This window comes from Pusillimonas noertemannii, assembly GCF_003096595.1.
GTDB classification, from domain to species: Bacteria; Pseudomonadota; Gammaproteobacteria; order Burkholderiales; family Burkholderiaceae_B; genus Pusillimonas; species Pusillimonas noertemannii.
In genome coordinates this window covers 73,619-87,970 of sequence record NZ_QEKO01000009.1, presented here as the reverse complement: position 1 = coordinate 87,970, position 14,352 = coordinate 73,619, and the positions used below count along the sequence as shown (strand labels likewise).

Genomic DNA, 14,352 nt, shown 5'->3' with positions numbered 1-14,352 from the left:
CGGCCGGTTGGAAAACGCCGATCCGCCTGAGATATACTGTTCATAAATACAGTATTTGGCCACATTACCATGAAGCCTTCCCCGTCCCTCCTGCGCCACCCCGAGCATATCCATCCCAGCCTCTGGAAGGGCACCCAGCTGGCCCAGGCCCAGCGCCCGGCGCTGTCCACCGGTTTCACCCGGCTCGACGCCGAGCTTCCGGGCCGGGGCTGGCCCATCGGCGCGCTTGTCGAAATCTCCCTCGAACGCCCCGGCATCGGCGAAATCTCCCTGCTGCGTCCCGCCTTGGCCCAATTGGGCCGCGAACGCAGCATCATGTTCATCCAGCCGCCTTGCGCACCGCACTTTCGTTGCTGGGCCAACTGGGGCCTGCAAGACCAGCGCCTGCTCTGGGTGCAAACCGATAACCTGCACGACACCCTGTGGGCCTGCGACAAGGCCCTCAGGCACAACGCCTGCTCGGCCCTGCTTTGCTGGGCGCCCGGCGCCCAGGCCCAATCGCTGCGGCGTCTTCACCTGGCCGCCCAGCAAAGCAACACCCTGCTCGTCATGCTGCGCTCGCCGGCCGAGGCCCGCCAGCCCTGTGCCGCACCGCTGCGCCTGGGCCTGCGGCCCGCGGCGCAAGGCCTGCTGGTGTCCATCCTCAAGCGCCGCGGGCCAGCCTGCGAGCACGCCATTCCCATCATCCTGCATCCCGAACGCGCCTACTCCAGCTCAGGTGCCCATCATGTCTCTCTGGATCAGCCTTCATCTGCCCCGCCACAGCCTGGACGCCGTTTTTCCTCATTGGCGCACTAGGCGGCTTGCCGCGGCCGTCATCGACCAGGCACAGGTCTGCGCTCTTACGCCCGCAGCCCTGCAGGCTGGCATCACGCCGGGCATGCGCCATGGCACGGCGCGGTCCGTGGCGCCGCAGGCCCTGCTAAGCCGCCGCGACCTTCCGGCCGAAGCCCAGGGCCTGCAGCAGGCGGTGCTGTGCCTGCTGCAATTCACACCCGACATCACCTTGCTCGATGCACACTCATTGGCCCTCGAGGTCAGCGCCAGCCTCGACCTGTTCGGCGGCCCCCGCGCCTTGTGGCGCCGGGCGCAAGACGCCCTGCAAGATCTGGGCCTGACCCTGAGCCTGGCCATGGCCCCCACCGCCCAGGGGGCCTGGGCGCTGGCATTGCAAACACAAACCAGGCGCCGCCGCGTGCTCAAGCCCGCCACATTGGCACGGCGGCTCGATGCCCTGCCCGCAAGCTGTCTGCCCGCCCTGCTGCCCTGGGTCGACTGGATGCAGGGTCTGGGATGCTCTACCCTGGGCCAGTTGCGCCACCTGCCCCGCAAGGGCTTGCAGCAACGCACCGGGCCCGAGGCCATGCGGGCCATCGATGCCGCCTATGGTCGCCATGCTCCGCCCTTCACCTGGGTCGTACCGCCGGCCAGCTTCTGTCTTCGCCACGAGCCCCTGCAACACCTGGAACACATCAATGCCATGCAGGCCGTGGCCGGCAAGCTTGTCGACCAGCTATGCGGCTGGCTGCAGGCAAGCCACCGCTCAAGCAGCCGGCTCTCGTTCATGCTGCACCATGAAAAAGGCCGCCAGGCTCGGCCGCCTTCCCGGCTCGAACTCTCTTTGTCGCAGCCCGGCTGGCGACCGGACGATTTCCTGCCCGCGCTGGCCGAACACTTCAGCCGGCTGGTCCTGCCCGGCCACGTTCTGGCCATCGAGCTGTCGGTCGACGAAACCCAAGAGCGCGTGGCGCGCAGCCAGGGCCTGTTCCCCGAGCCCGCCCAATGGGCCCGCCAGGAAAACCGCCTTCTCGACCTGCTGCGCGCCCGGCTGGGCGAAGACCGCATCCTTGCCGCCAAGCCGTTTGCCAGCCATCTGCCCGAATCCGCCAATCGCTGGGTATCCGCCGCCCAGGCGGGCGAATCCGCCACGAACGTCCCCGCACCCCTCCTGCCCGAGCAGGCCCGGCCTTTCTGGCTGCTCGACCCACCCCTGGCCCTGCAGGTCGACCGCCACAGCCCCTTGTATCAGGGCCGCCGCCTGCGCCTCATGCAAGGCCCCGAGCGCATCGAAAGCGGCTGGTGGGCCCATGATCACCAGCAGCGCGACTACTTCATCGCCCAAGATGCGCAGCATGCGCGCTACTGGATCTACCGCCAGCGCGCCGCACTTGATGCGCGCTGGTTCCTGCATGGCCTCTTCGGATAAGCATCATGCAGCCTGACACGCTTCCCGACTACGCCGAGCTCGACTGCATTTCCAATTTCAGTTTTCTAAGCGGCGCCTCCCACCCTTACGAGCTGGTCCGGCAGGCGGCCAAGCTCGGCTACAGTGCCCTGGCCCTGGCCGATGAATGCTCGGTGGCGGGGGTGGTGCGGGCATACATCGAGTCGCTTGAACACAGCATCCACCTCATCGTCGGCAGCCGCTTCCGGCTCGACACGCATGGGCCGGACGAACTGCACATCGTCGCCCTGGCGCGCAACGACGAAGGCTACGCCAATCTTGCCGAACTCATCACCTTGGCGCGCACACGCAGCACACCCAAGGGGCAATACCAGCTAAGCCTGCAAGATATCCTTGAACCGCCGCGGGGCTTTGAGCACCTGCGCGGCCTGCCCGGCTGCGCCATCATCTTCAAGCCCGCCTACGGCATCCAGGCAGAGGCACTGCGGCGCCAATTGCAGCGCCTGCTCCCTGCCTTTCCAGAGGGCTTCTGGCTGGGGCTTACCCTGCACCACCGCCAGGACGACGCCCGCCATGCCATGGTGCTGCAGCAAGCGGCTCAAGAACACGGCCTGCGCATTACGGCCACCGGCGAAGTGCATATGCACAGCCGCTCGCGCCAGCCTCTGCACGACACGCTCACGGCCATCCGGCTGCGTACCCCCATTGCCCAGTGCGGCTATGCCCTGGCTTCCAATGCCGAACCGCATCTGCGCAGCCGCCTGCGCCTGCTGCAGCTATATCCGCCGCAGGCTCTGGAAGAAACCCTGGCCATCAGCCGGCTTTGCCGTTTCGATCTCAATCGCCTCAAGGATCGCTACCAGTATCCGCGCGAAACCGTGCCCCAGGACATGACTCCCGCCCAGTATCTGCGCCAAGAAACTTATAAGGGGGCCCGCGAACGCTACCCTCGAGGCATACCGTCCAAAGTCCAGGACCAACTGGAAGAAGAGCTGAACATCATCGCCACGCTGCGGTACGAGCCCTATTTCCTCACCGTATACGACATCGTGCGCTTTGCGCGCAGCCAGGGCATTCTTTGCCAGGGCCGCGGTTCGGCCGCCAATTCGGCCGTCTGCTATTGCCTGCGCATCACCGAGGTCAATCCCGACAACGGCAACGCCCTGTTCGCCCGCTTCATCAGCGCCGAGCGCAACGAGCCCCCTGACATCGACGTCGATTTCGAGCACCAGCGGCGCGAAGAGGTCATCCAGCACATCTACGAGTACTACGGGCGCAAGCGGGCGGCCCTGACCGCCGTGGTCATCACCTATCGCGCGCGCAGCGCACTGCGCGACACCGGCAAGGCCCTGGGCGTAGAGCTCGACCTGATCGAAAAAGTGACCAAGTCCTGTCGCCACTGGGACGGCAAGGGCGAGCTGATCCACAAAATGGCCGAACAAGGCCTTGACCCCGATTCTCGCCTGGCCCGGCAGTGGGCCGCCCTGGCCCAAGACCTGCGCGATTTCCCGCGCCATCTTTCGCAGCACCCGGGCGGTTTCGTCCTGGCCGACGACAACCTGGCCCGGCTGGTGCCCATCGAAAACGCCGCCATGCCCGGCCGCAGCGTCGTGCAGTGGGACAAGGACGATCTCGACGCGCTCAAGATCATGAAGGTCGACGTGCTGGCCCTGGGCATGCTGTCGGCCCTGAACCGCATGCTGGCCATGGTTACGCAGCGGCGCGGGCGGCGCTTTACCCTGGGCGACATCCCGGCCCACGACGAGCCTACCTTCGAGATGATCCGCCAGGCCGACACCATAGGGGTCTTCCAGATCGAGTCCCGCGCGCAAATGAGCATGCTGCCGCGCCTCAAGCCCAAAGTGTTCTACGACCTGGTCGTACAGGTGGCCATCGTGCGGCCCGGGCCGATACAGGGCGGCATGGTGCATCCCTACTTGCGCCGGCGCAAAGGAGAGCCCTTCGACGCTCCCGCCGGCATCAAGAAAATACTCGAACGCACGCTGGGCGTGCCCATCTTCCAGGAACAGGCCATGCAGATCGCCATCGACGCCGGCGGTTTTTCGCCCGGCGAGGCCGACGAGCTGCGCCGCTCGATGGCCGCCTGGCGGCGCAAGGGCGGCATCGGCCCTTTTCATGCAAAGCTCGTCAACGGCATGAAAGCAAAGGGCTACGACCAAGACTACGCCGAGGCCATCTTCAAGCAGCTCGAAGGCTTCGGCGAATACGGCTTTCCCGAAAGCCATTCGGCCAGCTTTGCCAAACTGGCCTATTTCAGCGCCTGGTTCAAGCGCCACGAGCCCGAAGCCTTTCTGGCCGCCCTGCTCAACTCCCAGCCCATGGGGTTTTATTCGTCCAGCCAGCTCGTGCAAGATGCGAGGCGGCATGGGGTCCAGGTCCTGCCTGTGGACGTCACTACCAGCGGTTGGGAAACTTGTCTCGTCCCGCCCGACGGCGGGCTGCTCGGCAAGGACTCTCCCTCCAGGAACATCGGCCCACCCTCTGACTCCAGCCTTTCGAAGAGCGTGCCTGGCAACCATGAATCGCTGAATGAAGCGACCTTATGCGATGATGAAGCGCGCAAAAGCTGGGTCTCGTCCGAGGACGCCCCTCGGCCTGCGGTGCGACTCGGCTTCAACCAAATCAAGGGCTTTTCCAAAGAAACCGGCCTGCGCATTCAGGCCGCGCGGCAAGACGGCCCTCTTCGTGACCAGCACGACCTGGCCCTACGGGCCGGCCTCGAACGCGCCGACCTCGAACGGCTGGCCGGCGCCGACGCCTTGCGCCAACTCAGCGGCCACAGGCGCCAGGCGCAGTGGCAGGCCGCCAATCCGCCCTTGAAGGGCCTGCTGCGCGATGCGCCGGTCTGCGAAACCGAATTCCCTTCGCTCGAGCGGCCCACCGAGGGCAGCGAAATCCTGGCCGACTATCATTCCACACAGCTTACGCTGCGGCGCCATCCCCTGGCCCTGTTGCGCCGCCTGCCCGAACTGCGGCCCTTTGCCAGCGCCGCCCAGCTGCAGCAGTGCCCCGATGGCCGCCTGGCCCGGGCCTGCGGCCTGGTCACCATGCGCCAGCGGCCGCAAACCGCGAACGGCATCATCTTCGTCAGTCTCGAAGACGAGACCGGCATCGTCAACGTCGTCGTCCGGCCCCCGGTGGCCGAACGCCAGCGCATCCCGCTGCTGCAGTCGCGGCTGATGGGGGTGCACGGGGTCTGGCAGCAGCACGAGGGCATCTGCCACTTGATGGCTGGCCGGCTCATCGACATGAGTGCCCTGCTCGGAACCCTGCCTGCCCGCAGCCGCAATTTTCATTAAAGCGCAGGTACCCCCAAACTCTGCCCGATCACGATGGGGTAGCCATACCCGCGACAGCCCGCGTCGCTAAAGCGGCGGCATGATATTTGCTCGCTCGACATGAGCCGCGCAAGCGGCCGGGGCGACGGCGCGCGCCGTCGCAGCGAGAAAATTCAATACAGGAGTGCGCCGTATGCAAGCCAAGGAAAATCAAGCTCAAACTTCGGGACATCAGAACCCCACTGCCGAAAACCGAGGCCATGAACCCGAAAAAAGAGGCGGCGCCGATAATCGGGATACCCGTCAAGGCGCCCAAAGGCCGGACAAATTCGAATTCGACGTCCAGGCCGCTCGTGCCCGGGCCCGCGAAAATATCGATGCCGGCGTGATCACTGCCGCCTACGGCGCAAACCGCGAAGAAGTGCTGCGAATGCTTAACGAAGCCCTGGCCACCGAGCTTGTCTGTGTGTTGCGCTATAAGCGCCACTACTTCATGGCCAGCGGCATCCATGCCGATCCGGTTGCCGCCGAGTTCGCCGAGCACGCCACCCAGGAGCAGGATCATGCCGACCGGATCGCCGCCCGCATCATCGAGCTTGGGGGCAAGCCCGATTTCAATCCCGTCACCATCGCGCAACGAAGCCATTCCGAATATGTGGAAGGCGAGAACCTGAAGGACATGATTCGCGAAAACCTGGTCGCGGAACGTATTGCCATCGACAGCTACAAGCGCATGGTCGACTACATCGGCGATGGCGACCCGACCACCCGCCGCTTGCTGGAAGACGTTCTGGCGGTCGAGGAGGAACACGCGCACGACATGGCGGATTTTCTCGAAGCCGGCTGATCCCACCACGGCGAGCCGCTCATCCGCGCGGTAAGAACGACCTGGCACACTTATCGCGCTTGCCTGGCTTGCAAAGCCTGCGTGCCCGAAGGCTGCGTTAAAATGAGGCAGGCGACGATCGGCCCGTCTCCGCCCAATCCCGTTCCCACACATCAAGCGGCCCGGGCCGCCCCTTCAATGCGGCGCCCAGCGCCCTCTACACAGGACACACCATGAGCAACACGCTCAAGCCCCAACTGAGCGACGCCGTCAAGGCCGCCATGCGCGCCAAGCAAAGCGAACGCCTCGCCACGCTGCGCTTCCTTCAAGCCGCCATCAAGCAAAAAGAAATCGATGAAAGGCGCGATCTCGACGATGCCGAAGTCACCGCCATCATTGAAAAACAGGTCAAGCAGCGCCGCGAGTCCATCGCCGCGTTCGAACAGGCGGGCCGCACTGAAACCGCCGAACAAGAAAAAGCCGAGCTGCGGGTACTGCAGGAATTCCTGCCCGAACAGGCCAGCGCCGAGCAAGTGGATGCCGCCATCGAGCAGGCCGTTGCCCAGGTCAACGCCGAAGGCGCAAGCGGCCCCGCAGCCATGGGCAAGGTCATGGGCCTGCTCAAGGCCTCGCTGGCCGGCAAGGCCGACATGTCCGCCATCTCGGCAAAGGTCAAGGCGCGCCTCAATCCATGAGCCCCCGCCCGACACCCCCTGCCGGTCAGGCGCCAGAGTCGCCCGACTACTTCGGGCTGAGCATTCCCTACATGGCTTCGCTCGGGCTGGTGCCCGAACAATCGACGCCCGAACTGGCTCGCACCCGCATGCCCCACCGGCCCGACCTGCTCAACAGCCGGGGCGACGTGCACGGAGGCGCCCTGATGAGCGCGCTCGATTTCACGCTAAGCGCCGCGGCGCGTGCTCATGAACCCGGCACGGGCATGGCCACCATCGACATGACCACGCATTTCCTGGCGCCCGCCCGGGGCACGGTGATATTCGAAGCGCGCTGCCTGCGCATCGGCGCCTCGCTGGCCTTTTGCGAAGGCCAGGCCCGCGATGAAGAAGGCACGCTGCTGGCCACCGCCAGCGCCACCTTCAAGATCGTGCGGCGCAAGCGCGCAAGCGGCTGAGCCATGAAAAAACCGGCGACATGTCGCCGGTTGATGATTATGTGGGCCTTGCAAGGCCCGGCCCGCCGCGCCCATGGCGCCGGTGCGGCCATTATTTATAGACGTGGCATACGGAAGCGTCCATGCGGATGGACTGCTGCATGGCGTTGAGCACGTCCTGGTTCCAGGAACCGTGCCCCGAAACGATCTGCACCACCTCGGTATGCTTGGCATCGACCGCCTTCAGGCTGGTGCGCGCCATTTCAACGCCGGTAATGGGATCGATCACCGAGACGACCCCGGTGCTCATGGCAGGGTCGATGCGGCTGCGCACCTTGACGGTACTGTTTCCGTACTGGCATTCATTGGCCTGGTGGGCGGCCCGCATATAAACGACCTGATAGGTGTGAGGCACCGTATACGTGACATTGGGCGAGCTGCCGTCCGTCTGTATGCCCAGCGCACATCCGCCAAGCAGGCCCATTGCCAGAACCGCCGACCACGCTTTCATGGTGTTTCTCCGACTGATGATACTGTCCGAATCATACGCCCGCCGTCCTCCGCAAGCCAGCGCATCCGTCTTGCGCATGACGTCGGGCCTGGATGGCGCTTGCAGCGGCCCCTAGGCGGACAGTTCGGAAGCGCTACAGGCCGTGATGCAGGGATAGTCGGTGTAGCCCCGGGGGCCGTCCCCATAGAAAGTAGAGGGATCCCAGGTGTTCAGGGGCAGGTCTTCGCGCAGGCGGCGCACCAGGTCGGGGTTGGCGATAAAGGCCTTTCCGAACGCCACGGCGTCGGCCAGGCCCTGGTCGAGCAGGTGCTGGGCGCTTTGCGCGTCGTGCCCCTCGTTGGCGATGACAGGCCCGCCAAATTGCTTTTTGATGGTGCCCAGCAGGCTGCCGGGCCCGGCCGATTCGCGCACGAACACGAAAGCCAGTTTGCGCTGGCCCAGTTGCTCGGCCACATAGCTGAACAGCGCCTGGGGATCGGAATCGCTCATGGAGTGGGTGTCCCCGCGCGGCGACAGGTGCACGCCCACCCGATCGGCGCACCAGATGCCCACGCAGGCATCGACGATTTCAAGCAGCAAACGGGCCCTGTTCTGTACAGACCCGCCGTATTCGTCGGTGCGCTGGTTGGAGCCGTCGTGAAGGAACTGGTCGATCAGGTAGCCGTTGGCGCCATGCACCTCGACCCCGTCGAAACCCGCTTCTTTGGCATTGCGCGCCGCATGGGCGAAATCGGCGATCACGCCGCGTATTTCGTCGGTTTGCAGGGCCCGGGGCACGACGTACTCGCGCTTGGGTCGCAATTGGCTGACATGGCCCTCGCAGGCGATGGCGCTGGGCGCAACGGGAATCTCGCCGTTAAGGTGTTCGGGGTCTGATACGCGCCCCACGTGCCAGAGCTGCAGGAATATCTTGCCGCCCTTGTCATGAACCGCGCGGGTGATTTTCTTCCAGCCCTCGACCTGGGCATGGCACCAGACACCGGGGGTGTTGGAATAGCCCACGCCTTGAGGCGAAACAGAGGTGGCCTCGGTGACGATCAGGCCGGCACTGGCCCGCTGACAGTAATACTGCCGCATCAGCTCGTTGGGAATACGCCCCGGCGCAGCGCGCGTGCGCGTCAGGGGCGACATCACGATGCGGTTATTCAGGGACACGGCGCCCAATTGGACGGGTTCGAACATACTGGTCATGAGAAACTTGTATTAAGGTAAACCCTAGTACTCATAAAATTAACATAGTTCGTCCGGATATACTCGCTCAAACCACTTTCAGGCGGTAAAAACATGGCGCAATTTGCTGTATTGGGGCTGGGCCGCTTCGGTTCAGCAGCCTCTCAGGAACTCATCAAGCTGGGACATTCGGTGCTCGGCGTCGACGCGGACAACAAACTGGTGGCCAAGTACGCCGACGAACTCACCCGCGCCGTCATCGCCGACGTCACCGACAAACAGGCCCTGGAAGAACTGGGCGTCGACAGTTACGACGTGGTGCTGCTTGCAGTGGGCTCCGACATCCAGGCCAGCCTGCTGTGCGTCGTTCATCTCAAAAGCTTGGGCGTGAAGTCCATCTGGGTCAAGGCCTCGTCGCATACCCATCACCTCATCTTGAACAAGCTGGGCGTCGAACGCATTATCCATCCCGAAGAAGAAATGGGCATACGCATCGCCCAGGCGCTCAGCTACCCCATGGTCGAAGACTATATTTCGCTGGGCAACGGCGAATTCATCGTTGAAATCCACCTTAGCGAGCAGCTCGAAGCCGCCGCCCTGGGCCGCCTGCTTCACGATACGCCCTCGCCCATCCATGTGCTGATGGTCAAGCGCCGTGCCGACATCACCGTCCACCCTCCCGTGGAATTCGAAGTGCAGGGCAATGACGTGCTGGTGCTGCTTGGCCAGTTGAATGCGCTCAAGGCCATTGCGCCCAAACTGGCTTAGGCAGCACATGCGCCTTCACAAGCTCTGGTCCGGCCATGCACCTTATAAGCGGCTGCGCAGCGGCGGCGTGTTCAGCGCCAGCCCGCCCATGGTGCTGGCCGGGGGGTTCATGCTGCTCATCCTGCTGGGTGCCGGCCTGCTCTGCCTGCCCTTCGCCGCCGACAAGCCCCTGGGCTTCTTTACCGCCCTGTTCACGGCCACGTCCGCGGTCACTGTTACCGGCCTGAGCATCCTCCAGGCCGACACCCAGCTGCGCCCGTTCGGCTACGCGGTGGTGGCCGCACTAGTGCAGATCGGCGGGCTGGGCTTTGTCACATTTGCGGTCGTGGCGGCCATGTCGCTGGGCAAGAAAGTGGCCCTGCAATACCAGGCCGTGGCGCTCGAAGCCTTCAACCAGACCAGCGTGTCCAAGATCCGGGCCACGGCCTTCGCGGTGTTCAAGCTGAGCGCAGGCATAGAGATCATGGGCATCCTGGTGCTTACGGCATGGTGGCTGCCCGGTTCGGGTTTTCTGCAGGCCCTGGCCGACGCCGTGTTTCATACCATCATGGCGTTCAACAATGGGGGCATGACCCTGCCCGGCACCGCAATGAGCCGCTACCTGGGCGACCCGATCACCATCCTGTCCACGACCGCCCTCATCATCCTGGGCGGCATCGGCTTCTCGGTGCTGAACGACGTGCGCACCAAGCGAAAATGGGGCACGCTTACTTCTTACACCCGCATTATCCTGTTGGCCACGCTATTGCTGAACCTGTTCGGCTTTCTGATGATCTGGGTCCTGGAATACGGCAACCCCGACACCCTGGGCCAACTGCCCGTCCACGCACAGGCCCTGACGGCCTGGCTGCAAAGCGTAGCCTCGCGCACCGCGGGCTTTCACAGCCTCGACCTGGCCCACATGCGCGACGAGACCACCCTGGTGCTGATGCTGCTGATGTTCATCGGCGGCGGCTCGCTGAGCACCGCCAGCGGCATCAAGGTGGGCACCTTTGTCGTGCTGCTTGCCGCGGCCTGGGCCTATATACGCGGCCATCGCGAAATCGTGCTGCTTCGGCGCACCATCGCTCCCGACACCGTGCAAAAATCGCTCGCCCTGCTGCTCGTCACCGGCGCACTGGCTTTCGTGGCCACCCTGCTGATGTGCATAATCGAAAAAGCCCCCTTCATCGACATACTGTTCGAAGTGATTTCCGCCCTGAGCACCACCGGCGCCACGCGCGACCTTACCCCGGGCCTGTCGTCACCGAGCCATCTGCTGCTGATCGTGCTGATGTTCGTGGGCAGGCTGGGCCCCCTGACGCTCATCTACAGCCTCAGCACCCAGCGCGCCAGCCGCGTGCGCTACCCCGAAGCCCCCTTCCAGGTAGGCTGAGGCCGGCCCGCGGCGAAGGGATAGCGGCTAACGGCCCGAATCCGGGCCGCCGCCCACGTCCGGCCCCGAAGGCCCCGGCCCCTGGGTTTCGGGCTTGCCGCCCGAGGACGGTCTGGCGGCCCCTTCATCCTCGCCATTCGGCTCCGACAGGTCGTGTCCCGCTGCGGGGGCCTGCTGCAAAGCCAGCCCCTCGGCGTCGCCCGGCTGGGGCTTGGCAAAATGCAGCACGGTCTGGGGATACGGCAGGTCGATGCCCGCCTCGGCAAAGCGCTTGCGCACCAGGCGGTTGAATCCGCGCTGTACGGCCCATTGCATGCCGGGCACCGTCTTGATCAGCACGCGGATGTTGTAGCCGCGCTCATGCAGCGATGTAACGCCAGGGATCTCGATATTGTCCAGCACCATGCCGGCCAGGTCCGGATCCTGCATGAACTCGTCGAACGCTGCGTGCAGGTGGCGGACGGCTTCGTCCACGTCGGCCCCATAGGCAATCGCATATTCACCGTAGTGATAGCCGAAGTCGCGCATGTGGTTGGACACCTTATCGATGGCCGAGAACGGGATCAGGTGATAGCCGCCGTCCAAAGTGCGTATGCCGACCGAGCGGATGGTGATTTTCTCGACCGTGCCGAAAATGCCCGCTACCTCGACCACGTCATTGTGATTCATGCCGTTTTCGAGCTGGATGAACACCCCAGTGATGACGTCCTGCACCAGCTTCTGGGCGCCGAAGCCTATGGCCAGGCCTACCACCCCCGCGCCGGCGATGAGCGGGCCGATGTCCACGCCTATCTGCGACAGCACGACCAGCACCGTCATGGTCACGATGACCGCCAGGGCGGCGCTGCGAAACAGCGACAACAGCGTCTTCTGCCTTTCGGTGGTGCGCCCCGACGAGTCGTCGTTCAGACGGCTTTCAATAATGCTGGCCACCACCGTCCATATGCCCATGGCAAACAGCAGTATCACCGCCACGTGCACCAGGGTGGCGATCGCTTCGCGCCCTTCCGGCGAGTAAAGCCATGCGCTCAGGTTGAAGGCCCGCCAGGCATCCAGCACCAGCAACAGGGCGACCACGAGAATGACGCCCCTCAGCAGGCGTATGGCGCCCGGCACGTAGGAGTTCAGGCGATGCTCGAGCAGCGGAAGCCGCCGGCGCAGGTCGGAAGAAAGCGTGATGCGCCGCGTCAGCAGGGAGGAAAGCGCTGCGGCCAATACCGTGGCCACGCCCACGATGATCAATGTGCGCAGCGTCGCCTGCGCCATGAAGGGCAGCGCGTCTTGCTGGTCCACCTGGGTGGCGATGAGCAAGGCGGTGAAATAGGCCAGGCCGACCCAATGCCACAGCCTGCCCGCGACGCGGTACAGGGTGGAGAAGAAGGCGTTGGAAGCCGCCTCGGCGCGCTGCTCGAGACGCCCGCGAACATCGTGCCGGTTGGTCCAGATCACCCTTACGGCGTATACATATACGCCCAGCATGATGAACAGCCCCGCAAGCTGCCCGATGGAGGGCGTCAGCATCTGTTGCACTACGGGCACCGCCACCAGCATGCCGTAGCCCGTAATGCTGATGATGCGCTGCAGCCAATTGCTCCAGTATCTGGCCCGGTCGTCCTCCATGCGCCACAGGCGCAAATTGGGATGCCGCTCCGAGAACACGGCCCGACACAGCGAGCGCGCGAACTCAATGGCCACGAAGGCGCTGACGAAGATCAGGGCCAGCAGGATGGAGGTGCGCCACTGCTCTTGTATGAACAGGGCGAGTGCATAGCCGGCCAGGGCGGCCAGCAGGATGGCCCCCGCATCGATGGCCAGCGCGCCGACGATGGCTCCCACGCGCGGGGTCAGATGCATCGGGCGCCGGCGCACACGGGCCGAGCCAGGCACGTGTTCCGTCTGGCTGGACCGGACCCATGCGTCCAGGCGCCGAAAAAACCACAGCGCCACAAGACGGAAGACCGCAAAGGCAAGCAAGGTCGCGACGATGACCAGCACCAGGTTCAGCAGGCGTGAACGCCACTGTTCGGCTGTCATGCCATGTATGCCTTCGCCCGCGAAAAGCCCGCGCAACATGCCGGCCGTCTGGGAAAAGTCATGGGCCATTCCGGCGGCGAAAGCCTGCAGTGCACCGGCTACCCCGCCCAGGGGATCGTCTTCGCCGGAGCCCGATGCCTCGCCTTGCCCTGTCGTTGCAGAGCCCGCGGCGCCGGCGGCGCTCGTTCCGCCCCGGGGTTCAGGGGCCGCGGCGCGTTCAGCGCCCTCTTCGGCGGCGGAAGACGTAGCGGGCGTTTCACCGGCCAGTTCACGCAGCTGTTCGATCAGGACCTGGCGGGATCGTTCGTCTTCAAGCAGGTTTGCCAGCGCAGCGTATGAAGGCGTGCCGGCCGGCGCGGCACGCGGCGCCGGAGAATTTCCGGAACCGGCCTGTGCGGACGATGCAGGCGGAGAGTCCGCCGGCTGCGCCGAGGCAATCGGCACCACCGCAAAGAAACAAAGAAGCAATATATAAAGCAGCAGAGTCTGCACCCGGACGGCAAAAGCGCCCTCACCGTTGCGACAAATCAATACCCATCTCCTTGTTTTTCTGACCAGACGGCTGCAACGGCCGCGCCATCGCAGTTGCCCTTAAAGGGTAACATCGCAAGGCTTCAGGTAAAACCGCGGGCCGCCGTGGTCACGTCGACGATGGGTTCGCCGGCACCGCCGAGTATCTGATCAGCCGTAAGAACGCCGGAAAATGCAGGATTGGCGCTACGCTGAGCGGCCGCCTTTTGCACCAAGATTGTGTGCCTGGGCAAGGCCGCATCAACATCAACAGAACCACAAAAACCAAATGGGCTTACAGATTGACTCTGTAAGCCCATTTGGTTTGGAGAATTTTGGTCGGGACGGAGTGATTCGAACACTCGACCCCTTGCACCCCATGCAAGTGCGCTACCAGGCTGCGCTACGCCCCGAGAAAGAACAAGATTCTAGCATAGATTTTTTTGGCGTGTAAGCGCCCTTCGTCCCCCTTCATACGGCTTAGGTTTTCCGGCTCGTATCTGGTACGCCATACGCCGCATGTCCGTTTGTTGCACTTTGTCTAATATTTTTGCCAAGGGCCG

12 protein-coding genes and 1 tRNA gene are annotated in these 14,352 nt (G+C 64.3%); 8 read left to right on the top strand and 5 right to left on the bottom strand.

Annotated features, from left to right (window positions below; translation table 11 throughout):
• Positions 1–69 precede the first annotated feature (69 nt).
• The 6 genes from imuA (at position 70) to C7440_RS18440 (ending at position 7,442) form a co-directional block, all read left to right on the top strand.
• Positions 70–798 (top strand): translesion DNA synthesis-associated protein ImuA, encoded by a 729-nt coding sequence (imuA, locus tag C7440_RS18465; protein ID WP_017522520.1) that lies wholly within the window; start codon positions 70–72, stop codon positions 796–798.
• On the top strand, positions 728–2,206 hold the full coding sequence (locus C7440_RS18460) for a Y-family DNA polymerase (protein WP_026067553.1): 1,479 nt from the start codon (positions 728–730) through the stop codon (positions 2,204–2,206). The genes imuA and C7440_RS18460 overlap by 71 nt, the downstream gene beginning before the upstream one ends.
• 5 nt (positions 2,207–2,211) lie before the next feature.
• Complete coding sequence (locus C7440_RS18455; RefSeq protein ID WP_116519480.1) at positions 2,212–5,505, top strand: error-prone DNA polymerase; 3,294 nt, start codon at positions 2,212–2,214, stop codon at positions 5,503–5,505.
• Between the two features lie 172 nt (positions 5,506–5,677).
• Positions 5,678–6,331: a ferritin-like domain-containing protein gene (locus C7440_RS18450; protein WP_116519479.1), complete on the top strand. Its 654-nt coding sequence runs from the start codon at positions 5,678–5,680 to the stop codon at positions 6,329–6,331.
• Positions 6,332–6,543: 212 nt separating this feature from the next.
• Positions 6,544–7,005, top strand: a complete 462-nt coding sequence (locus C7440_RS18445) for a GatB/YqeY domain-containing protein (protein WP_116519478.1) — start codon at positions 6,544–6,546, stop codon at positions 7,003–7,005.
• On the top strand, positions 7,002–7,442 hold the full coding sequence (locus tag C7440_RS18440; RefSeq protein WP_116519477.1) for a PaaI family thioesterase: 441 nt from the start codon (positions 7,002–7,004) through the stop codon (positions 7,440–7,442). Before C7440_RS18445 ends, C7440_RS18440 begins: the two co-directional genes overlap by 4 nt.
• 91 nt (positions 7,443–7,533) lie before the next feature.
• Here the strand turns inward: C7440_RS18440 and C7440_RS18435 are convergent, their stop codons facing one another.
• Both C7440_RS18435 and C7440_RS18430 read right to left on the bottom strand, forming a co-directional pair.
• A complete protein-coding gene (locus C7440_RS18435) occupies positions 7,534–7,932 on the bottom strand; it encodes a BPTD_2524 family lipoprotein (protein ID WP_040547958.1) in 399 nt (132 codons plus the stop codon).
• A 111-nt stretch (positions 7,933–8,043) separates the two neighbouring features.
• Positions 8,044–9,123, bottom strand: coding sequence for an alkene reductase (locus C7440_RS18430; protein ID WP_017522527.1), 1,080 nt, complete (start codon positions 9,121–9,123; stop codon positions 8,044–8,046).
• A gap of 93 nt (positions 9,124–9,216) precedes the next feature.
• On the opposite strand from C7440_RS18430, the gene C7440_RS18425 reads away from it, so the two are divergent.
• Entirely contained in the window at positions 9,217–9,870 is a 654-nt protein-coding gene (locus C7440_RS18425; protein ID WP_017522528.1) for a potassium channel family protein, read from the top strand.
• A 7-nt stretch (positions 9,871–9,877) separates the two neighbouring features.
• On the top strand, positions 9,878–11,245 hold the full coding sequence (locus C7440_RS18420) for a TrkH family potassium uptake protein (protein ID WP_017522529.1): 1,368 nt from the start codon (positions 9,878–9,880) through the stop codon (positions 11,243–11,245).
• Between the two features lie 27 nt (positions 11,246–11,272).
• On the opposite strand, the gene C7440_RS18415 is transcribed toward C7440_RS18420, so the two are convergent.
• From C7440_RS18415 to C7440_RS18410, 3 genes are all read right to left on the bottom strand, one after another.
• Entirely contained in the window at positions 11,273–13,810 is a 2,538-nt protein-coding gene (locus C7440_RS18415; protein WP_017522530.1) for a mechanosensitive ion channel domain-containing protein, read from the bottom strand.
• 83 nt (positions 13,811–13,893) lie between these two features.
• On the bottom strand, positions 13,894–14,151 hold the full coding sequence (locus C7440_RS19760) for a hypothetical protein (RefSeq protein WP_133244306.1): 258 nt from the start codon (positions 14,149–14,151) through the stop codon (positions 13,894–13,896).
• Positions 14,126–14,202 (bottom strand) — tRNA-Pro (locus tag C7440_RS18410). The genes C7440_RS19760 and C7440_RS18410 overlap by 26 nt, the downstream gene beginning before the upstream one ends.
• Between the last annotated feature and the right edge of the window lie 150 nt (positions 14,203–14,352).

What these genes read in the sequence shown, in the direction of transcription:
- imuA (WP_017522520.1), top strand. Translation starts at nt 70, where the DNA reads ATGAAGCCTTCCCCGTCCCTCCTGCGCCACCCCGAGCATATCCATCCC.
- C7440_RS18460 (WP_026067553.1), top strand. Translation starts at nt 728, where the DNA reads ATGTCTCTCTGGATCAGCCTTCATCTGCCCCGCCACAGCCTGGACGCC.
- C7440_RS18455 (WP_116519480.1), top strand. Translation starts at nt 2,212, where the DNA reads ATGCAGCCTGACACGCTTCCCGACTACGCCGAGCTCGACTGCATTTCC.
- C7440_RS18450 (WP_116519479.1), top strand. Translation starts at nt 5,678, where the DNA reads ATGCAAGCCAAGGAAAATCAAGCTCAAACTTCGGGACATCAGAACCCC.
- C7440_RS18445 (WP_116519478.1), top strand. Translation starts at nt 6,544, where the DNA reads ATGAGCAACACGCTCAAGCCCCAACTGAGCGACGCCGTCAAGGCCGCC.
- C7440_RS18440 (WP_116519477.1), top strand. Translation starts at nt 7,002, where the DNA reads ATGAGCCCCCGCCCGACACCCCCTGCCGGTCAGGCGCCAGAGTCGCCC.
- C7440_RS18435 (WP_040547958.1), bottom strand. Translation starts at nt 7,932, where the DNA reads ATGAAAGCGTGGTCGGCGGTTCTGGCAATGGGCCTGCTTGGCGGATGT.
- C7440_RS18430 (WP_017522527.1), bottom strand. Translation starts at nt 9,123, where the DNA reads ATGACCAGTATGTTCGAACCCGTCCAATTGGGCGCCGTGTCCCTGAAT.
- C7440_RS18425 (WP_017522528.1), top strand. Translation starts at nt 9,217, where the DNA reads ATGGCGCAATTTGCTGTATTGGGGCTGGGCCGCTTCGGTTCAGCAGCC.
- C7440_RS18420 (WP_017522529.1), top strand. Translation starts at nt 9,878, where the DNA reads ATGCGCCTTCACAAGCTCTGGTCCGGCCATGCACCTTATAAGCGGCTG.